At 66.5% G+C, this 19,322-nt stretch carries 18 protein-coding genes and 1 pseudogene; 16 read left to right on the top strand and 3 right to left on the bottom strand.

Features of this window, described 5'->3' with window-relative positions; translation table 11 throughout:
- Positions 1-28: 28 nt before the first annotated feature.
- Positions 29-1,213 (bottom strand): permease, encoded by a 1,185-nt coding sequence (locus QUG93_RS10780; protein WP_251155648.1) that lies wholly within the window; start codon positions 1,211-1,213, stop codon positions 29-31.
- Between the two features lie 391 nt (positions 1,214-1,604).
- Here QUG93_RS10780 and QUG93_RS10775 point away from each other — a divergent pair, with 391 nt between their 5' ends.
- From QUG93_RS10775 to eno, 6 genes are all read left to right on the top strand, one after another.
- The gene (locus QUG93_RS10775) at positions 1,605-2,111 is read left to right on the top strand and encodes a universal stress protein (RefSeq protein WP_175324845.1); all 507 of its coding nucleotides are present in this window, start codon (positions 1,605-1,607) and stop codon (positions 2,109-2,111) included.
- The gene (locus QUG93_RS10770; protein WP_251155647.1) at positions 2,108-2,854 is read left to right on the top strand and encodes a 2,3-bisphosphoglycerate-dependent phosphoglycerate mutase; all 747 of its coding nucleotides are present in this window, start codon (positions 2,108-2,110) and stop codon (positions 2,852-2,854) included. Before QUG93_RS10775 ends, QUG93_RS10770 begins: the two co-directional genes overlap by 4 nt.
- Entirely contained in the window at positions 2,851-3,354 is a 504-nt protein-coding gene (locus QUG93_RS10765; RefSeq protein ID WP_217508192.1) for a fluoride efflux transporter FluC, read from the top strand. Before QUG93_RS10770 ends, QUG93_RS10765 begins: the two co-directional genes overlap by 4 nt.
- Positions 3,351-3,722, top strand: a complete 372-nt coding sequence (locus QUG93_RS10760) for a fluoride efflux transporter FluC (protein ID WP_251160802.1) — start codon at positions 3,351-3,353, stop codon at positions 3,720-3,722. The genes QUG93_RS10765 and QUG93_RS10760 overlap by 4 nt, the downstream gene beginning before the upstream one ends.
- A 47-nt stretch (positions 3,723-3,769) precedes the next feature.
- Positions 3,770-4,255, top strand: coding sequence for an inorganic diphosphatase (locus tag QUG93_RS10755; RefSeq protein WP_251155644.1), 486 nt, complete (start codon positions 3,770-3,772; stop codon positions 4,253-4,255).
- Positions 4,256-4,389: 134 nt separating this feature from the next.
- Positions 4,390-5,724, top strand: a complete 1,335-nt coding sequence (eno, locus tag QUG93_RS10750) for a phosphopyruvate hydratase (protein WP_251155643.1) — start codon at positions 4,390-4,392, stop codon at positions 5,722-5,724.
- On the opposite strand, the gene QUG93_RS10745 is transcribed toward eno, so the two are convergent.
- Positions 5,709-6,620, bottom strand: a complete 912-nt coding sequence (locus tag QUG93_RS10745; protein WP_289473898.1) for a LysR family transcriptional regulator — start codon at positions 6,618-6,620, stop codon at positions 5,709-5,711. The genes eno and QUG93_RS10745 overlap by 16 nt on opposite strands.
- An 85-nt stretch (positions 6,621-6,705) precedes the next feature.
- Here QUG93_RS10745 and QUG93_RS10740 point away from each other — a divergent pair, with 85 nt between their 5' ends.
- Together QUG93_RS10740 and QUG93_RS10735 are read left to right on the top strand one after the other, a co-directional pair.
- On the top strand, positions 6,706-7,863 hold the full coding sequence (locus QUG93_RS10740; RefSeq protein WP_251155641.1) for a TDT family transporter: 1,158 nt from the start codon (positions 6,706-6,708) through the stop codon (positions 7,861-7,863).
- On the top strand, positions 7,860-8,444 hold the full coding sequence (locus QUG93_RS10735; RefSeq protein ID WP_175327031.1) for a uracil-DNA glycosylase family protein: 585 nt from the start codon (positions 7,860-7,862) through the stop codon (positions 8,442-8,444). Before QUG93_RS10740 ends, QUG93_RS10735 begins: the two co-directional genes overlap by 4 nt.
- Positions 8,445-8,634: 190 nt before the next feature.
- Here the strand turns inward: QUG93_RS10735 and QUG93_RS10730 are convergent, their stop codons facing one another.
- Positions 8,635-9,339 carry a hypothetical protein gene (locus tag QUG93_RS10730; RefSeq protein ID WP_175326771.1) on the bottom strand — a complete coding sequence of 235 codons (705 nt, stop codon included), beginning with the start codon at positions 9,337-9,339 and terminating at the stop codon, positions 8,635-8,637.
- A 437-nt stretch (positions 9,340-9,776) separates the two neighbouring features.
- Here QUG93_RS10730 and QUG93_RS10725 point away from each other — a divergent pair, with 437 nt between their 5' ends.
- From QUG93_RS10725 to QUG93_RS10695, 8 genes and pseudogenes are all read left to right on the top strand, one after another.
- Entirely contained in the window at positions 9,777-10,043 is a 267-nt protein-coding gene (locus QUG93_RS10725; RefSeq protein WP_175326772.1) for a helix-turn-helix domain-containing protein, read from the top strand.
- Positions 10,044-10,383: 340 nt separating this feature from the next.
- Positions 10,384-11,235, top strand: a complete 852-nt coding sequence (locus tag QUG93_RS10720) for a TnsA-like heteromeric transposase endonuclease subunit (RefSeq protein ID WP_289473897.1) — start codon at positions 10,384-10,386, stop codon at positions 11,233-11,235.
- Positions 11,232-13,280 carry a TnsB C-terminal domain-containing protein gene (locus QUG93_RS10715; RefSeq protein WP_289473896.1) on the top strand — a complete coding sequence of 683 codons (2,049 nt, stop codon included), beginning with the start codon at positions 11,232-11,234 and terminating at the stop codon, positions 13,278-13,280. Before QUG93_RS10720 ends, QUG93_RS10715 begins: the two co-directional genes overlap by 4 nt.
- Positions 13,281-13,363: 83 nt before the next feature.
- On the top strand, positions 13,364-14,428 hold the full coding sequence (locus tag QUG93_RS10710; RefSeq protein WP_251155639.1) for an ATP-binding protein: 1,065 nt from the start codon (positions 13,364-13,366) through the stop codon (positions 14,426-14,428).
- Between the two features lie 76 nt (positions 14,429-14,504).
- Complete coding sequence (locus tag QUG93_RS10705) at positions 14,505-16,634, top strand: TniQ family protein (protein WP_175326776.1); 2,130 nt, start codon at positions 14,505-14,507, stop codon at positions 16,632-16,634.
- A gap of 310 nt (positions 16,635-16,944) precedes the next feature.
- Positions 16,945-17,685, top strand: coding sequence for a hypothetical protein (locus tag QUG93_RS10700; RefSeq protein WP_289473895.1), 741 nt, complete (start codon positions 16,945-16,947; stop codon positions 17,683-17,685).
- Positions 17,675-17,908 (top strand): annotated as a pseudogene (locus QUG93_RS16020) (helix-turn-helix domain-containing protein); the annotation flags it as partial. The gene QUG93_RS10700 and the pseudogene QUG93_RS16020, both read left to right, overlap by 11 nt.
- Before the next feature lie 129 nt (positions 17,909-18,037).
- On the top strand, positions 18,038-18,802 hold the full coding sequence (locus tag QUG93_RS10695) for an ImmA/IrrE family metallo-endopeptidase (protein ID WP_289473894.1): 765 nt from the start codon (positions 18,038-18,040) through the stop codon (positions 18,800-18,802).
- Positions 18,803-19,322 lie beyond the last annotated feature (520 nt).

The following is a 19,322-nucleotide window of genomic DNA, read 5'->3' as shown; positions in this document are numbered from 1 at the left end:
CGCTAGTCAACTCGATCGCGGCGCGCGGTCAGGCGTGTGAGTGTTCGTGTGCGGGGTGGTCGTGGCCGCCGTCGTCGGGTGCGCCCTTCATCATCCGTAGCATCGACCAGGAGCCGCTGCGGATGAACACGGCCAGCAGGAACGACGCGATCAGCAGGAACACGATGTTGAGCCAGGTGGTGTAGTTCCAGCTGATAGAGGTCGCCACGATGCTCAGATGCCGGTTCGTAGGGATCAGGCCCAGCGGGGTGAACAGCAGTTCGACGGCGTAGCCGGCGAGGACCATCGCCCCGTAGAAGATCCCGGTGATCCGGAGGGCTGCCTTCCAGCCGTAGTACTTCCGGTAGATGACGATGATCGGGATGATGATCAGGTCCGCGAAGATGAAGCTGACCACCCCGCCGAAGCTGATCCCACCGTTCCACAACACCGCCGCGAGGGGCACGTTCCCCACGGAGCAGACGAAGCTCACCATCGCCAGCACCGGCCCGATGATCGGGTCGATGATGAACGCCAACGTCGGATGTCCCTCGAAGAAGACCGCCTGCAGCCAAGCCTTCGGCACCCAGGCATCGAACGCGCCGGCGATGAGCAGACCGATGATGATGTCGCGGAGCACGGACGCCCAGTCCATCACGAAGTACTGCGACACGCTCGTCAGCCCAGGCTTCGAGAACAACCGTCGCCAGAACCCCTGATCGCCCGGCACCGACATGTCCATCGCCGCGTGCCCCTCCATCGACCCAGCGAGCCCCTTGTCGGCCTGCTCACGGGCGGCGTCGAGGATCCTGCCGCGCATCCAGAGCCGGAAGCCGAGGGCGATGAGGATGATCATGATCGGCCCGCCGACAAACTCCGCGACCGTGAACTGCCACCCCATCACGAACGCCAGGATCAGCCCGAGCTCGACAACGAGGTTCGTCGACGCAACCTCGAACGCCATCGCGGCGCTCAGGCTCGCACCCTTCCGGAACAGGGCCCGCGCGAGCGCGACCGCGGCGTAGGAGCACGACGATGACAGGGCGCCAAGCCCGGTCGCGACACTGATCGCGCGTGGCGAGTCGTCGCGCATCAGCTTGGTGATCTGATCCGTACGGACGATCGCCTGGATGATGCCGGACAGGGTGAAGCCGAGCACGAGGGGCCAGAGGATCTCCCACCCCATCGAGCCAGCAGCCGCCAGCGCATCACCAACTCCTCGCAGCACGAACACGGGACCCTCCTTCGTCGGAATTCAACCTTGCTCCGCTGCAACGATCTCGGTATTGGCGCGAACGTGTGAAAGCACGCACGCGCAAGGCAGACGATGTCTCACTAGACGATCCCCAACCGGACACTTGGGCCCTCGGAGGCGGTCCGCGTCGGCTGTGAGCAGCTCCGCTCAGTGTCGCCCTTCAAGCTTCTTTCCCTGTCGTCCCGCGTCACGAAGCGGACCGGTTCTCGAGGTGCGGAAGATCGTCGGTGCGGGCATGGGGTGGTGGGTGCATACTGGTGGTGTCTTCGGACCCGGCAGTGGGGCTTGCCGGACCCAACCTCGACACTCGTCGACAACAGTCCCTATCTCAGCTGGTCGCGCTTCTGCACGCCTGAGGTAGGGAGATGTCATGGTCGAATCGAACACTGCCGGTGTTGTCGTCGTCGGTGTGCAGTCCGGGCAGGCGCACGACGTCGTCGGTGTCGCGGCTGCCGTCGCTGAACGCTTCAGCGCCCCGATGGTGTGTGTGGTCGTCGATCCGGCGCTGCTGTCAGCGGGGATGCGTGCGGACGGGTCGGAGATCATCGAACCGATCGACCCGGACACGGCGGACAGCGACCCGCAGCAGCTTCCCGACGATGACGTGCGGGTCATTCACGGTCTTGCTGCGGCGCGGTCAGTGGGCGTCGAGATTCTCTCCCGGGTCGGAGATCCGAGTCACGCACTCGCTGCGGTGGCTGAGGAACGTGACGCGGTGATGATCGTCGTCGGATCCCAGGCTGGCCGACGCCGGATGGCGGAACTGCTCACCGGGTCCGTCGCCGCGCATCTGACGCATCAGCAGCACCGGCCGGTGCTGGTCGTCCCGCACGACCCGGTCGGCGCCACCGTCCTCCTCCCGTCGGAAGCCCCGTGACTGGCACGCTGACGCTCCTGCGGCATGGGGAGAGCACCGCGAACGAAGCCGGCACCTTCACCGGGCTCCTCGACGTCCCGCTCACGCCCCACGGACGACGGCAAGCGTCCGCAGCCGGATGGCTCCTCCGGTCGAACCACATCACGCCGGACGTCGTGGTCACCTCCACATTGCGCCGTGCCGTCCGCACCGCCGAACTGGTCTGCGACGCCCTCGGGACGCAGCTGCCCACGGAAGCGGTGTGGCAGCTCAACGAACGCAACTACGGCGCCCTGACCGGGATGACGAAGACCGACGCCCGTCACACGCTCGGTGACGACGAGTACATGCGGCTCCGCAGGTCCCGTACCGGCACACCGCCACCGATGTCGCTGCAGCTGTGGGAGGAACTGCGGTCGAGCTCCGCGCTGCACGGCCTGCCCGACGGTGCCCTCCGACGCACCGAGGCGCTCTCGGACGTCATCGAGCGGGTCCGTCCCGTGCTGCACGACCGGCTCCTGCCGATGGTGCGGTCAGGGCGGAGCGTCCTCGTCGTCGCGCACGGGAACTCGCTCCGCGCACTCTGCGCATGCATCGACGACCTCACCGACCCGGAGCTCGAGCAGCTCAACCTGCCGACCGGGCAACCCGTGCAGTACCACCTCGCCCCGACGGGTGCTCTCGTCCCTCGGGGTGGGGCGTTCCTCGATCCGGTAGCAGCACAGCACGCCGCGGCGTTGGTCGCGGCAGAAGGCGGAACATGACCACCCGAACGGACACCCCGATGCCCGACGACCAGCTCCCCTCCGACCCCGACGTCGACGTCTCCGACCCGTCAACGGCGATGCGGCCGGTGCATCTGCGGTGGCGGTACGTCGGCCTCGTCGCCATCGGTGGGGCAGCCGGTACTGCTCTCCGCGACGTCATCAGTAGCCTGCTCCCCGCCCAAGGCGGGGCGAGTTGGTCGATCTTCTGGATCAACATCACCGGAGCGCTGGCCCTCGGTGTGCTGTTGGAAGCGCTCGCGCACCGCGGGCCCGACGCCGGCCGCCGACGCGTGCTGCGGCTGCTCCTCGGCACCGGGGTCCTCGGCGGGTTCACCACCTACAGCACCCTCGCCGAGTCCACCGCCGCCCTGTTCCTCGACGGGCACGGCCTCGCCGGCACCGGCTACGCACTCCTAACCGTCCTGTCCGGCGCGATCGCGACCGCGGTCGGTCTCGTCGTCGCCGGCTGGTTCCGACCCCGCACGGAGGAAGCATGAGCCCGCTCCTGGTCCTCGCCGTCGCCCTCGGCGGCGGTGCCGGCGCTGCCGGCCGGTTCCTCCTCGACGGGCTCATCAACACCGGCCGAGAGTTCCGGCTCCCTGTCGGCACGTTGACGATCAACATCACCGGGTCGCTGCTGCTGGGGATCACCGTCGGCGCCGCCACCCACCTCGGCGCGGTGCCGGTCGCCGTCCTCGGCACCGGGGTGATGGGCGGCTACACCACGTTCAGCACCGCCAGCTTCGAAACCGTCCGCCTCGCCCGCAGCGGCCGCATCACCGCCGCCGCGATCAACGGTCTCGGAATGCTCGTCGTCTCCGTCACCGCCGCGACCGCCGGCATCCTCCTCGGCGGCACCCTGTGACCACCCCGCCCACGGACCACACACCCGCTCCAGAACCGGAGGCATCCATGCTGTTCGACGTCACGATCGAGATTCCCCGCGGTAGCGGCAACAAGTACGAAGTCGACCACGCCACCGGCCGGATCCGGCTCGACCGGGCGGTGTTCACCAGCATGGTGTTCCCCCAGGACTACGGCTCCATCGACAACACCCTCGGCGATGACGGCGACCCCCTCGACGCCCTCGTGCTCCTACCCCGTCCCACGTTCCCCGGCGTCGTCATCACGGTCCGGCCGGTCGGGATGCTGCGCATGGTCGACGAAAACGGCGGCGACGACAAGATCCTCACCGTCCCCGCCAACGACGACCGCTTCGCGCAGCTGCAGGACATCACCGACGTGCCGGAGCACACGCTGGCGGAGATCGAGCACTTCTTCTCCCACTACAAGGAGATCGAGCACGGCAAGCACGTCACCACCAATGGGTGGGCCGACCGTGCTGCTGCCGAAGCCATCATCCGCACCGCACAGGACGCCCACACCCGACACCCGTGACCTACGGGTCCACAGACTGCCGCGGGGAGGCACTGGCGCCGAGTGATCGCCAGCAGGTTGTCCCTCCGCTTCCCCGCGGCTTCCCGCAACCACCCGCCAGCTCGACGTATGACCCGAACCGAAGGAGCGTCACCATGAACGACTACATCAGCGGCATCCACCATCACGGAGCCCATCAGGGCGAGTACGTCACCCACCACGACCACCCGATCACCATCGACGCCGTCCACGCCGCCCGCATCCTCGACTCCCGCGGCTACCCGACCGTCCGCGTGTCCCTCGAACTCGACGACGGCAGCACCGTCACCGGGGACGCCCCAGCGGGCGCCTCCACCGGCGCCCACGAAGCCGTCGAGCTGCGCGACGGCGGTTCCGCGTTCGGCGGCCGCGACGTCACCCAGGCGCTGCACCTGATCGACACCGACATCTCAGGGCTCCTCACCGGCCGGTCCTGGTCGGCGATCGGGCAGATCGACGCCGCCCTCGCCGACCTCGACGGCACCACCGGGTACCGTCGGCTCGGCGGGAACAGCGTCGTTGCCACCTCGATCGCCGCCTCCAGGGCTCTCGCCCACGCCGCGGACCTCCCGCTCTGGCAGTGGATCGCCGAGATCACCGGCTCGACGCCGCGGATGCCGGTCCCGCACTTCAACGTCCTCAACGGCGGCGCGCACGCAGCGAACAAGCTGAACTTCCAGGAGTTCATGATCGCCCCCGTCAACGCAGGCTCGATGGCCGACGCCGTCCGAACCGGCGCGGACGTCTACCACGCCCTCGCGAGCCTGGTGCGGGACCGGTTCGGCAGCCTCGGCCTCGGCGACGAGGGCGGCTTCGCCCCTTCGATCGCTGCACCCGAGGAAGCGCTCGACCTGCTCGTCGCCGCGATCCGCGCCGCCGGCCACGAGCCGGGCGTCGATCAGGTGGCGATCGCCCTCGACCCGGCCGCGAACGAGTTCCACCAGGGCGCCGGCTCCTACCGGATGCTCGACGAAAGCCTCGACCGGGACGGACTGGTCGACTACTACCGACACCTCATCAACACGTATCCGGTCCGGAGCGTCGAAGACGGGTTCGCGGAGGACGACCATGAGGGGTTCCGCCGCATGCAGGCAGCGCTCGGCGGCCGGATCCAGACCGTCGGCGACGACCTCTACGTCACCGACCCGCAACGGATCCGCGACGGCGGCGAACAGCAGCTGACGAACGCGGCACTGATCAAGCCGAACCAGATCGGCACCGTCTCACAGACCCTCGAAGCGATTGCCACCGCCACCAGCATCGGGATGGGCAGCATGGTGTCGCACCGATCCGGGGAGACCACGGACACGTTCATCGCGGACCTCGTTGTCGGAACCGGCACCGGGCAGATCAAGTCCGGCGCACCCGCCCGGGGGGAACGGGTCGCGAAGTACAACCGGCTCACCGAGATCGCCGAGCAGCACCCGGATCTGCCCTACGGACTGATCTGACCACCGACGCTCGAGCTGCGGGCGGTGTCCAGGAACGCCGTCACAGCAGGCCTCGGGTGGCCCGACCAGATCGCACGCAGCGACCGGATCAGTGGCGGGCCGAGCAGCGGCACCCGGACGAGGGCGCCGTCGGCGAGGTCAGTGTCGACCGTGCGGAGACTCATCACCGCGGGCGCGATGCCTGCCCGAGCGTTGGCGCGGATGATGCCCGTCGTCTCCAGCACCGCCGCCGGCGGCGCTAGGGTCAGTCCCGCGTCGTCGAGCCATGCCTCGACCGTGGCGCGGGTGCCGGACCCTTCCTCCCGGAGCAGCAGCGGCGTCTCCGCGAGCTCATCCGCGGTGATGACCGAAGCGCTTGCCCACGGATGATGCGGAGCGACGACGACCACGAGTTCGTCTTCGTCGACCACCAGCGAGGACAGGTCAGGTGGCGCAGCAGGGGTCTCCGTGAATCCGACGTCGGCAGCGCCGGAGCGAACGAGGTCGGTCACCGCGGCGGAGTTCCCCGCGATCAGGCGCACCGACGCCTCGGGTGTCACGGCCCGGTGGGCGAGCAACCATCCGGGCAGCAGGAGTTCGGCGATCGTCTGCGACGCCGCAACCACGAGGGACCCCACGGGTTCTCCGAGTGCGGCGACTCCTGCTTCGAGCCGCCGGGAGGTCTCCAACACCGGAACAGCCAGACCGAGCACCACCCGACCGGCGTCGGTCAGCGCGGTCCCGGATGCCGCCCGGAGCGCCAGCGGCTGACCGACCGCCTGCTCCGCGGCACGTAAACGCGCAGACACCGCCTGCTGCGTCACCCCCAACACCTCAGCCGCGCGGGTCAACGAACCGGTCTCCGCGACGCGGACGAGGACCTCGAGGGTGTCGAGGTCCAGAGTCCGGTCCGTCAACCGCCGCAGTGCCACAAACGACCATTGTGCCCTGCCAACGAGTTCGCCGTTCCCGAACCGTGGGCAACTTGCGCACGCTTGATGCATGTCCGCTCATCCCGCCCACGCACCCGCAACGTCCGAGCACGGTGTGCGCGACCGGCGGCTGTTCCGAGAGCTGGAGCGGCCCGGCCTGATCGTGTCGAACCTCACCCCGAACTGGTTCGCGTCGATCATGGGCACCGGGATCGTCGCCGTCGCGGCTGCGTCGCTGCCGCTGCAGTTCCCGGGGCTCCGCACCGCCGCAACACTCGTCTGGGCGATCGCGGCGGTGCTGCTCGTCGCCCTCACGGTCGCGATGGTGCTGCACTGGGTCCGGTACCGGAGTACCGCAGCCAAGCACCACCTCCATCCGGTGATCTCGCACTTCTATGGGGCACCGCCGATGGCGTTCCTGACCGTCGGAGCCGGAACGATCCTCCTCGGCAAGGACTGGATCGGCCTCCCCGCCGCCGTCCACATCGACTGGGTCCTCTGGAGCATCGGCACCATCGGCGGCCTGCTCACCGCGGTCCTGGTGCCGTACCTGGCGTTCACCCGTCACGAGAACGGACCCGACTCCGCGTTCGGCGGCTGGTTGATGCCGATCGTCCCGCCGATGGTGTCCGCCTCCACCGGCGCGCTCCTGCTGCCGTACGCACCCGCCGGGCAAGTGCGGGAGACGCTGCTGTGGTCCTGCTACGGATTCTTCGGCCTCAGCCTCGTCACGTCCCTGGTCGTGATCACGCTGATCTGGAACCGACTCGCGCAGCACAAGGTCGGCGCCGCAGGCATGGTCCCGACCCTGTGGATCGTCCTCGGACCGGTCGGGCAGTCGATCACCGCAGTGAACCTCCTCGCCTCGAACGCGCCGACCGTGGTTGATGCGTCGACCGCCCACGCGCTCCTCGTCGTCGCGCTCGTGTACGGGTTCGCGATGCTCGGCTTCGCGCTGCTGTGGACCGTCATCGCCCTCGCCATCACCATCCGCACCGCTCGAGAACACCTGCCCTTCAGCCTGACGTGGTGGTCGTTCACGTTCCCCGTCGGTACCTGCGTCACCGGGCTGAACGGCCTGGCCCTGCACTCCGGACTCACCGTCGTCGCCGTCCTCGCAGTCGTCTACTACGCCGGCCTCGTCGCCGCGTGGATCACCGTTGCCGTCCGCACCTTCCACGGCTCCGTCATCCGCGGCACGCTCCTCGCACCACCACAGCCGGCGTGAGCACCCCTGACGAACTCGCGGATGAGGTCGCGGACGTTCGATCGCTGAACGTCCTCGCGGAGGCATGGCGCACCGCACCCGACGGCTCGCGACGGTTCGTCCCGAGCTTCGACCCACGATCCGGCGGCACGTCCAGCCGAGTGCTGGTCCTCATGCAGTCACCCGGCCCGCAGACCATTGCCGCAGCGCACTCGGCGGTCTGCAGCGAGGACAACCCGGGGCCGACCGCGGCCGCGTTCCGCGCAGCCCGCATCGAGTCCGGACTTGCACGCAACGAGTACCTCCGCTGGAACCTCATCCCGTGGGAACTCCCCGGCCGTGGACGACCCGCAGACATCGACGAGGGACGACATGCCCTCGGCGTTCTCCTCAGGGCGCTTCCCTCCGTCGAGGCGATCGTCACGTACGGGAGCATCGCTCTCGAGGGAGTCATGCGACACCTCACCCTGGACGAGCACGCCCGACTCGTCCCCGTCATCGCGGCACCACACCCCTCTCCCGCCAACGGCCGCCACCGCGCGGAACAGCACCGACGTTCCGTCCAGGCACTCCGACTCGCCGCAGGGACGCGTCGGATGTAGCGAGGCTTCAGCTGCCTTCACCGGCAAGGCACGAGTGAACCGGTAACCGGTCGTCAACCGGACGCTCAGCTGTGAGGGCGGGGTCTTTCAAGGACTGCGCCGCCGCACAGTCCGGATGAGTGGTCCGGAATAGGTTCCGATGAAGGTCCGCTTAACGAGACGGCCGAGGAGCTGAGCTGCGCGTCGGCCTTCATCGGGCGCGGCGGAACGCCGACTGGCCGGCCAGACGAATCACGTCCTCAGCTCGCCCGTTCCGAAGGGCAGCTGCTGGACTCATGCCGTCCAGATCATCGCCTGGAGCGTTGAGCCAAACGGCGTCTCCCCACGGGTCGACCAGGTCTGGGTCAAGGTCAGCGAGCACCTCCGTGAGTCGGGGTAGGGGCTCACCGTTCTCGTTGAACTGGAACGAGGGGTAGAGGAGGAAGCCATCAGCTGTAACGACCGCTAGCACGTCACGATTTTCGACCGACGCAGCGAGTGCGTCGGCGCTCAGTCGAAGTAGGTCGAGTAGCGAGGTGCTGTCGAAGAACGGTCCGACTCGATCGTCGAGGGTGGCGACAGAAGCCGGCCCCTCCGTCCTTGGGGTGCCGTATGCGAGGAGTACGTGGATGAGGGCGGAAGCTTCGTCGCCCGTCATGCGCCCCTCGGCAACTCGTCGGCCCAATTCCCGAACGGCAGTGCCGCTGACCTGCAAGCCCTCCGCGCCAAGCGCCGCATCAGCAAGCGACATCGCCCGGTTGACGTCACCGCCATGAGTGTCACTCCGACGATTGCGATCAACGTGGTTCATGGCACTCTCGACGGCGTCGGACGCAGACACCGTCCCGTCAGCAAATTGCTCGAGCAGCCGACGCAGGACCGAGTCCGTCAGCCGCAGGGCGGCTGCGCGGATCATCTGGATCCGGGCGTCTGAAGCAGGTTCACCGGAGTCTGGTTCTGGGCGGGTCACTGAGTTGCCGATCGACGAGCTTTGACGGGTCCGTGGACGTCCCGGCGCGTTGCGGGTGCGGTGAGCGACGGATCGAGCCGCTTGCCCTCTCTTAGAGTCTTCAAATCGGTGTTTCGCCTCGTAAACGAGGGAGAATGGCGAGGTTGGTCCGGCTCTGTGCCGGGGAGATGTTGGAGAGATCGGGGAGCTACGATGACCGGCAGGCACGACTCGCAGGGGTCGTCTTTGACCCCTCGGCACGCGATCGGCAAACCGCGTGTGGTGCCCGCCACAATTCGAGACTGCCTGTCTGATCCGAGCGAGGTTCGCGTCGGATCATTCCACGTGTCCATAGGCCGTGCAAGCGCCGTTCCGACGCTCGAACCGACCGTAGGAACGCAGTTATGAACGCATCGACCCCTGCCCGCAGGACGGGTCGTCCCCCGAAGCGTGTGAAGGATCAGGAGCGGGCGGACGCTCTCCTCGAGGCAATGCGGAACGCCGAACGTGTGCTTCGTGAGACGACCGAGGAACGCGTACGGCTGGCGCTCCAGGCTCACGAGGAAGGGTTCACGTTGGACGCCATCGGAGACGCGCTCGGTGTGAGCAATGTGGCGGTCGGAAGATGGGTCCGGGCGGCGAAAGAGCAGGCGAAGTCGCAACAGCACTGATCCTCTCGCCGAGGTTGTTTTTTGTCTCGGAGTCAGATTAGTGTGCCGCCATGACCGCACCCTTGTCCATCCCTCCCGTCGCGTCGTGGGTGCAGGGGCACCCTTCCAGGCGCGGCCACCATGTGGTCGCGCCTTCGCTCGGGGGTAACGGAGCATGACATCGCGCCCACCGGTGTGCAATTCGTCTGAAGAACCCAGTCGACCTCAACGACCGCCACGCGTACGAATCGCTAGCGTGCTTCCTGCATGGGCAGGCGACCTTGCTAGAACGCTTCTTCGGGACAGCGAACGGCTTGTACATCGCGGCCGGACACGCGTCGCCGAGTGGGACACCGACCCCATGACGATCCTCAACTCGTGGGCGGCTCATCCCCGTGGCCGGACGGTGCGAGTCAGCGGCTCGGTGCGGGGCTTACGGATGCGGTTTCACCGTCCGTGGTCGACGTACCGCTTGAAGCCAGCGAGCCCTTCCGAAGGCGTGGTCGCCGGGTACTCGGCGGACGGGCGCACCGTCCGCACTGTTCAGGTGGCTGATCTGACGGCGGAGATGCTATCCGCCGCTCATCCGATGAGGGAATTCTCCCGCCGGCTAACGCAGGCGCACAAACCCGTAGCGGTTTGGACGCACACGACTGGCTCACTCATCGGTGCCGAGTCGCATCTCGAACGCGACTTCATCACCCTCGCCGACTTCCACCCGGCCGTGAGGTACATCGGCGGGCAACCATTCACGCTGGCGTTCGAGCCAGGAGCGCTGTGCAAGCTGCACACGCCGGATCTGGTCCTTCTTGGGGACGGGCTGCCGCCGCTGGTTGTGGACGTGAAGAACGCTGAGCAGGCGTCGACGCCGAAGTGGCGGGCTCGCGCGTCTCTTATCCGGGACATCCTTGCCGAAGCCGGCATCGGTTACGAGGTGTGGACGGGGATGCCGCGGCTGATGCAGGCGAATCTCGAGAACTTCACTGAAGCACGCGTCCCTGAGCCGTCGTACCTGCGTTGGGCGCCGGTCGCTGCGGAGCTGTGTTCTCGTCCCATGCCCGTCGTCGAGCTCGTGACGCGCGTCGCGGCTCGGGGCTATGAGCCCGGGTTTGCGATGATGCTGATCCGCAGGATGCTCTGGCGGCGTGACCTCCGTACCGACATGCGCTTGCCATTCCGGTCAACGTCGATCGTCTGGACGGTGGCATCGTGACGAAGGACTCAGAGTGGGTTCTGAAGCTGCGTGTGGGCATGCCGGTGGTGTTCGACGGCGAGCAAGTCTTCGTGCAGTCGTGCGGTGACGGGTGGGTGCAGTTCCTCGACGCCGCGAACAGACCCGTGACCCCACGACCGCTGCGAGCGGTCGTGAAAGCGATCGCCAGCCCGGAGAACCCGCCACCGGCGTCGATGCTGCTGCACGACCTCGACGACCGGCTCAGCGACCACGCAATCGACAAGCGCGACGACCACCGCGCGCTCATCCGCTACATCGATACCGGCATCGCGCCCTGGCAAGGCGAGAACGACAAGCCCCTACGGGACGTCGACCCGGACGTGATCCACAACGAACGCAAACGTATCGCCGCGATCGCGAGACGCATCGCCGAGCACGACGAGATCCCCTACGAGACGGCTCGCAAGCGCGTCAGCCGCGCTATCAAGCGAGAAGCGGCTGGCCCCACCGCCACGGTCGACGGTCGCTACACGCGGGAACGTCGGAAGAACCGCGACGCTGACATCCCCGTCCTCGTGGAGAAGTTCCTGCTCGACCGCGTGTTCGATCCGGCCCTGCACACGCAGACGCAGTACCTCGAGTTCCGCCTCTGGCTCCTCGGTACCGCTCCAGACATCACGAAGCCGCCGTCGGAGCGGACGTTCTACCGTCTCGTCGGGCGAGTGCACAAGCGGATGCCGCATCTGAAGACCAAGTCGAAGACGAAGCACGGCACCGCACAAGCACCCAAGCAGTCTTTCGCGCCGCGCCATCTGGAACGCCCCGGGTCGCTTTGGCAGATCGACGCCACCACCTCGAACGTGATGCTCTGGGACCCGAAGGATCGCACCGGAAGGACCCGCACATACCGGGTCACGCTGGTGAAGATCATCGACTCCGCCACCCGCATGATCGTCGGACGCTCCATCAGCGAGCACTCCTCCGGCGTTGGTGTCGTCCTCGCCGTGGCCGACGCGTTCGCGTCGATGGTCGACGACCGCGAGACGGTCACGGTCGATGGCCGCGTATACCCGCGTCCCTTCGTTGGGATGCCGCGCGCTCTCACTCGGTGGCCGATCCCGCCTCGCCGCCTGATCACCGACAACGGCAAGGACTTCCTCTCCAACTTCCACGTCGGCCAGCTCGCCCGCTTGGGGTGCGAGGTCGAGTTCGCTCGCGTTCGTGACCCGCGCGCAAAAGCCTTCATCGAGCGCAGTTTCCTCAGCTACAAGACCGAGTTCGAGGAACTCTGCGCCGGCTATGTCGGCGGGTCGATCGACGAACGCGGCCTCCACACCGAGGCCCTCCTCACCTGGGATCAGCTTTGGGAACGCGACCAGCAATGGACGGACCTCTACAACTTCCGTCAGCACCGGGGCCTTCGCGCTGAGCTCGGACGGCGCATCAGTCCGTACCAGCGATGGGCGGAACTCGTCGGCGAGACCGGGTTCGTCGAGATGCCTAAATGGGAGAACGAGTGGATCCGCTTCCTGCCGACCTTCCGCGCCAAGCTCGGGAAGTACGGCATCACCCGCCGATACGAGGTTTTCAACGCACCCATCATCGAAACCCTGCTGCGTACCCCGGGTGCTTCCCGTGATGGCTACTGGACGTTCCACTACAACCCGTCCGACCTGCGGCAGGTGTACTGCTTCGACCCCGACGGAGCCGCATGGGAGGTGCCCTGGGTGCTCCGAACGGAGGACACGCCCCAGTTTTCGGACCACTCTCTGACCGTCCTCGGCGGGCGGGTTGGCGATCTCACCTTGCGGCGGGCGGAGTTCCAGGACCGGATGCTGCAGCTGCTCATTCGGTGGCGCGCTGATGATGCCCTGATCCGTGGGAGCCGGTCGGAGCTGTCGCGGACTGACGAGATGACCGCGGCTGCCTACGAGCGGCTGCAAGCGCTCGACTCAGGGACGATGATCCCGGCCGACATGGATCACGACCTCGAGGAAGTCCTTGGCCACAATGACGCGGGCGACGGCGCCGAACTCGACGATGATCTAGACGACATCGACGACCTCTTCGGCCGGTTCGCATGACTCTCAACCACGAACTGGGCCTCCCGCCCACGGTCCGGCGACTCTTCGGCGCAGATCCACACCCCGAGCAAAGCTGGGCGCTCATGACGGCGCAGGATCAAGCGTTTGTCCGCGGTGTCACCGGCGCAGATGTTCCCGATCCCGGCCGACCCCAACTCGATGCCGGGCCCGACGAGCGGCGGCGCTACGGCATCGCACTCGAAGACTGGCACCACTCGTGGCCCTACTCACGCACGCTCCAGACAGCGGAGGCCGAAATGCAGTACCGGACCGTCCGTAGCCCGCGGCCCCGCCGCACCGCCGACCTGATCCCGATCACACTCATCACTGGGCCGCCCGGAACTGGCAAAACCAAGCTGATGCGTCGCATCGCGGCGGAGACGATGTGCCAAGCGGCTTGGGAAGCTCGGATCGGCATCAGCGCACCGCTCTACGACGACGGCTTGTTCACCGCACCCCGCAGGGACGTCGTCATCGTGGACCTGCCGAAAAAGCAGGCGGAGCAGCAGCTGTTCGCGTTGCTCTGCCAACAGGTTGGCGCGCCGTTCGACAAGGACGCTCGCGCGGCATTCGGCCGCGCAGTCGAACGTCACCGAATCCGGTGGGTATTCGTCGATGAGATCCAATTCATCAACTTCGACGGGCAAATAGGCAAGTACGTCCACGACGGCTTCAAATCACTGCAGAACATGGGCGTCCGAGTCGTCCTCACCGGCCATGACATGCGACAGCAGCTCGCCGCACAGCGCAGCGGCGCTCGAGAAGCAGCACGGGTCCAGTCTGAAGCGCGCTGGATGCTCATCGAGCTCGAGCCGTACCGACGCAGCACCAAGGGCGAGATCACCGAATGGAGGAAGCTCCTGCAACGCATCGAGCAACGGATCCGGCTCAGAGGACACGAGCCAGGAGAAGCAGTACTCAGCAGCGAATTCGAGGAATACCTCTGGGTGTCGACCCTCGGATACATGAGCCACGTGTCGACACTCGTATCCGGCGCCATCAACGTCGCGGCTGCGACCGCTGACCAGCGCATCACCCGGAAGATTCTCGACCTGGTCGCTGTGGAGAAACGCGCCCAGGACGGCCGCGCGCAACGCCTGCAACTGTGGGACGCCGGCCGGTTCTCGTTCCGGCAGCGCTGGCGCTGAGATGAAGGCGTCGCCGCCAAGAGCGGGTGCCTCCGACCCGGACGACGCGGTCCCCTTCGGCTTTCGGACGACCGTCGTGCCCGGAGAGCACCTGCCGAGCCTGTTGCTGCGGATCGCCGCCTACGTCGGCGAGCCCCCGGCAGCGATCAGTCGATGGTGCGGGCTCGGTGCACTTCGATCCGAAGATCGTCGACGCCTTGACATGATCCTTCCGAACGAGATCGCGCAGTCCATCGCAACCGCCGTCGGCTGCGACACGAGCGAACTTCTGGACGGGATGATGCGGTCCTTTGTCAACGACGCGCTCGCGCCTGGCGACGACGGTCTCCCCGCGCATGCGAAGAACTGGACCCGAGGTTCCGGGACCCGATACTGCCCACAGTGCCTCACCGAGCGGCCAGCCGTCTTCCTCGCCCATTGGCGTTTGTGGTGGTCGTTCCTCTGCGAAACGCACCTCGTGCCACTGCACGACGCATGCCCTGCCTGCGGGCAAGGCATCCCAGATCCTGCGCTCATGGAAGCTCACCCCGTCGACCCCTCTTGCTGCCGTGCACGCATCGCCGGCGCTGGCAGGTGTGGTCACGACTTGCGGATCACCTGGGACGAGGCACCCTTCGACGAAAGCGCTCCCATCGTCCGCGCACAGGCCGCGATCTCAGCCGCCTGGAGACGTGACCGGGACACGCTGGACGTATTCATCCCAGACGCACAGCACCTCTTCCCCACGCTGCGCGGCGTCGGCATCGCACTCCTCGCCGCGAACGACGTCCCTCTCATCGCCGAGCTCGCCACGCTCGACCCCTCCCAGCTGCACGGTCTCTTCGACGAGACGGCACGTATCGGAACCGCGCCTCCGAAAAACGCGTTGGCGATGGGGGCGCTCATGGCCGCCGCCTTCGCACTCATGTTCGACCCGGAGGAGAAGGTCCGGCACATCATCCGGCGGCTCACGTTCGCGCGGCCCTCCGAGCGGGGGCAGAGCGCACGCGGTCCCGGGAGCGCCGCGACCCTCCTCGGCTACTGGCCGGGCGTCGGACCGCGATTCCGAGGCCGCGTCCTCCGCGCCGTCGATCAGGACCTCCCCGCGATGCAACGTCTCGTGACTGGTAGCGCAGTGCGAGCAGAGTTCGATGAACCAGCCGTCGCGGCCTACGTCGACTTCCTGATGCCCCGCGACTCCCTCCGGACCCCAGAGTGGACCGCGGACCACATCCCACCACTGCTCTGGACGAATTGGGCGGTACCGTTGAGCGTGGCCGGCGGCGCCGATCCCGAAACGCTCCAACGATCACTCGCCTTAGGACTTACCGCTGCTCTCGCCGGCACCCACCGGGACGCACCCGAACCGGAGGTGATCGCCGGCATCGGAAGAAGACTCAGGCCGACCATGCTCGGGGCACCCGCGCAGACCACCGCGATCCTGCGTCAACTCGGCGAACTCGCCCGCTACCTCGCAGCGTCCACACCGCACATCAACTACGCGACCCGGCGCCAACACCTGCCGTGGTGGCAACTCCTCAAGCCGACGCACTGGGACATGATCTGCGCCAGCGTCAGCACCTTTACCGGCGGCCCCCGACGGCTCCTCAACGCACGCCGATACCTCTACCTTCGAGCCACAGCACAACCGATCAGCGCTCTCCCCGCTCATTGGGCGATCGTCGCGAACGGACGAGATGCCGCTGAGTACACGGACTTTCAGATCCGCATGACGGCTCAGCTGCAGGCAGCCCTCGACGCGTACTTAGAGGCCTGGCTTGCGGTCGCGATCGATGCCGTGAACGCGTACGACCAAGGCAACGGCACATCATCAGCCGCTGTCTGGGAGCCCCAGCGATGGGCTGGACGAGAAGGGGTCAACCTCGGCCCCGAGATTGACGACATCGACGTCTCGGTGCTCCACGATCACGTCACTTCCGGCGTCACAACCGTCAGAGCCCTCGCCGCAGCAGTGCACCGCACGCCGCAGCACGTCCGCTGGGCCCTCCGCAGGCACCCAATCCCGTCCGACCGGCCGATCTTCCCCATCGACTGGAACCCGCATCTACGCGAGGTTCCGTGGCAGCCGTACCTTCCGGTCATGCGAATGACTCGGCGAAACGAAAACAAAACCGACCAGGACGTGACCGTGCTGGTGCCCTACGGCTGGCACGGCGCCCGCGTCTACCGCGGAGCGCTCGGCAATCACCTCATCGACTGGCACTGATAATCAGCGGTCGCGGCGGGTGACGCGCCTTCGCGGAGGAGAACAACGATGTTCAGACGTACCGTTCATCAGCGAGTGGCGCGTCCTCAACGCTCGGAGCGAGTCCGCTGGAAGTTCAGCGCAGCGATACTCGACGCTCAGCCAAGGGAGACGAAGGGTACGCATGGCCTAGTCCATGCCGGGATGAGAGAGAGCACTCAAGAGCGCGTCGTCTGGGGCTCACGGAAGTGAGCGGAGCCGATCTTGGCGTGCTACTTGATTTTCCGACGGGCTCGTGCGTATCCTACTTGAGGAGGGGTAGCCCCTCGGCATGATTCTGCTTGAAGGGGAGACGATGACGTTCGACACTGAGGCCGCCACTCGTGCGGCGGCTGTCGCCGAGCGGCTGCAGCAAGCGGGCGCTCTGGCGTTCTTCCACGATCTGGTCGCGTCGATGTGGACGACGAACGTCGCTCGCTACGACGATGCACTTGGCGACACGGCTCGGTCGCTTGGCACGCAGTGCTCTGAGAACCTTGGCAAGCGGCTCTACCGTTCTCGGCGGGACGACGTGCTCCTCGACGCCGGCCTGACGGTCGGGCGTCGCAGCGGCGTTGTGTTCTGCTCGTTCGGGGAGGTGACGATCCGCTTGGTGAAAGCACCCTCCACCAGTGGTCTGCACCCGGACTGGTCAACAGACCTCGAATGGGAGAGCAACGTTCGCCGCGAATCAGCGTCTCGTAACGACAATGTTTACCGAGCCCCTCATCAGGAGCACGGGCATGAGGCACTGTTCCCCGCTTCTGGCCTTGGGGCATCCGGGTCGTTGAACGAGTTCTTCCTCGTTTGGAACGGGCTCCTCAGTGAAACGCCGCTTACTGCAGGATGGCTCGCGATCCCGACGTTGCGGTCCGACCACGTGGTTGCGGCCGAGCCCCTTTGGCGTGACGAAGCCGCGGGCGACAGCGTTGACGCCCGCCCTGACGTTCCCCTCGGGCCGAACGTCGGCGAAGAGCCGAAGCTCCACATCCGTCTGAAGAAGAACATCCGAGAGGGCAACAATGGGCGCTGAGTCGGACGCGCTCCGACGTGCCCGAGCCCGCCGTGCTGGCGGGGTAATGCAGGATTTCGACGGTGGTCGTCTGTCCTTGGCGCGACGACTCCGCCGGCTCACTCGAACAAGCCTCGCGGGAAGCGCGGACGTGTCTGCGGCGGCTATCACTCAATTTGAGCGGAACCAGAGCCGGCCAACGACCGCTGTTGCTGCGCAACTCGCTTTGAACCTCGGACTGCCCATTGCCTTCTTCCAGCGTGGTGCGGAGATCCCGCGGATTCCAACGGAAGCCGCTCACTTCCGTTCCCTCCGCTCAACCCCTGCAATATCTCGTGAACGAGCATTAGCGTTTGCTGAGCTCGGCGCTGCTGTGGTCAACGTTCTCGAGGACTACGTCGATTTTCCAGAACTTCGTGTACCAACGCACCTCGTCGATAGTGCGGTGACGGTCGACCAAATTGCCAGCATCGCAGCGTCGACGCGTGCTGCTCTGGGAGTTCCCCGGGGACCGATCGCGCACATGATTCGTACCCTCGAAGCGGCCGGCGTCGTAGTGCTGACAATGCCACCGGAAAGCGACGTTCGCGAGGTGGACGCGTTCTCAACCGACATCGGACGCCGGCCACTCGTCCTGCTCTCGCCCTTCAAGGACGGCAAGGCTCGCAGTCGATTCGACGCGGCTCACGAGCTCGGGCACCTTGTCATGCACCCGGACGTCGAGCCCGGCTCGAAGATCGTTGAGGACCAGGCACACACGTTCGCGTCCCAGTTTCTAGCGCCAGACAACGATCTGCTCCCGGATCTCCCGGAAAAGGCGGATTGGGAAGCGCTACTTGCGGCGAAACGAAAATGGAAAATCAGTCTCCGCGCTTTGATCTTCCGTGCCCATCGCCTAGGGCTCTGGTCCGATGCAACATACTTGCGCGCGAATAAGCGTCTTTCCGCGGAGGGACTACCCGAGCGAGGGCCCCTGGGTCCGCGCGAGCAGCCGGTCGCGGTCGGACGTGCGGTGGCGATGCTCGAAGAGGCTGGATTCGGGGTCGACCGACTCGCAGCAGCTAGTCAACTCCCAGAGTCCATATTCCGGGACGTCGTCCTTGCGGGTAGCGAGCACCGACCTGTCGTCTCCCTCTGAGATGGACGGCACTCGGGCCGAAGCGAGCCGAACGTCTTCAGTTCCAATTGGTCCTGCCGTCTCTGAGGTTCACGTCCAGAACGGACACGTAATTTGGCAGTAGCTCTGGACCGTCATGGCGCCTTTCATGTCAGCCAAGATCGATATCGGACAAGTTGGCTGGCAGTCGACACGTTCGGTGTCGTCCGCCAGCTAACTTGTCCGACTGCCAGTCAACGTGTCTGAAATACGGACACGGACACTTTGTTTGGCAGTACGGACGGGTCGCGTTGATCAGGGGTCGGCTAAGTCTTCGTGCGTCGCGAGGTGTCCGTATGGCGTTCGTGAACTGAGATAGAGCGCGGACCACCTATGTGAGACGGGGAGCGCTCCGGAGCAGGGCGGAGGAGTCCGGGCCGCCCGCAAGCACCCGGGGTTCCATTGGAGGACCGGCTATCGGACAGGGGTTGCCAGCTCCAATGTCATCGCGAGAGACCCGACGGCATCCTGTCTACTGATCCCGACGAAGCCCGCGCGTTCG

The sequence above is a fragment of the Curtobacterium caseinilyticum genome (genome assembly GCF_030363035.1).
Lineage (GTDB): Bacteria > Actinomycetota > Actinomycetes > Actinomycetales > Microbacteriaceae > Curtobacterium > Curtobacterium caseinilyticum.
This window is presented reverse-complemented; position numbering and strand designations above follow the sequence as displayed.

What these genes read in the sequence shown, in the direction of transcription:
- QUG93_RS10700 (WP_289473895.1), top strand. Translation starts at nt 16,945, where the DNA reads ATGATTCTGCTTGAAGGGGAGACGATGACGTTCGACACTGAGGCCGCC.
- QUG93_RS10710 (WP_251155639.1), top strand. Translation starts at nt 13,364, where the DNA reads ATGACGGCGCAGGATCAAGCGTTTGTCCGCGGTGTCACCGGCGCAGAT.
- QUG93_RS10740 (WP_251155641.1), top strand. Translation starts at nt 6,706, where the DNA reads ATGTCCGCTCATCCCGCCCACGCACCCGCAACGTCCGAGCACGGTGTG.
- QUG93_RS10765 (WP_217508192.1), top strand. Translation starts at nt 2,851, where the DNA reads ATGACCACCCGAACGGACACCCCGATGCCCGACGACCAGCTCCCCTCC.
- QUG93_RS10775 (WP_175324845.1), top strand. Translation starts at nt 1,605, where the DNA reads ATGGTCGAATCGAACACTGCCGGTGTTGTCGTCGTCGGTGTGCAGTCC.
- QUG93_RS10725 (WP_175326772.1), top strand. Translation starts at nt 9,777, where the DNA reads ATGAACGCATCGACCCCTGCCCGCAGGACGGGTCGTCCCCCGAAGCGT.
- QUG93_RS10755 (WP_251155644.1), top strand. Translation starts at nt 3,770, where the DNA reads ATGCTGTTCGACGTCACGATCGAGATTCCCCGCGGTAGCGGCAACAAG.
- eno (WP_251155643.1), top strand. Translation starts at nt 4,390, where the DNA reads ATGAACGACTACATCAGCGGCATCCACCATCACGGAGCCCATCAGGGC.
- QUG93_RS10760 (WP_251160802.1), top strand. Translation starts at nt 3,351, where the DNA reads ATGAGCCCGCTCCTGGTCCTCGCCGTCGCCCTCGGCGGCGGTGCCGGC.
- QUG93_RS10720 (WP_289473897.1), top strand. Translation starts at nt 10,384, where the DNA reads ATGACGATCCTCAACTCGTGGGCGGCTCATCCCCGTGGCCGGACGGTG.
- QUG93_RS10730 (WP_175326771.1), bottom strand. Translation starts at nt 9,339, where the DNA reads ATGATCCGCGCAGCCGCCCTGCGGCTGACGGACTCGGTCCTGCGTCGG.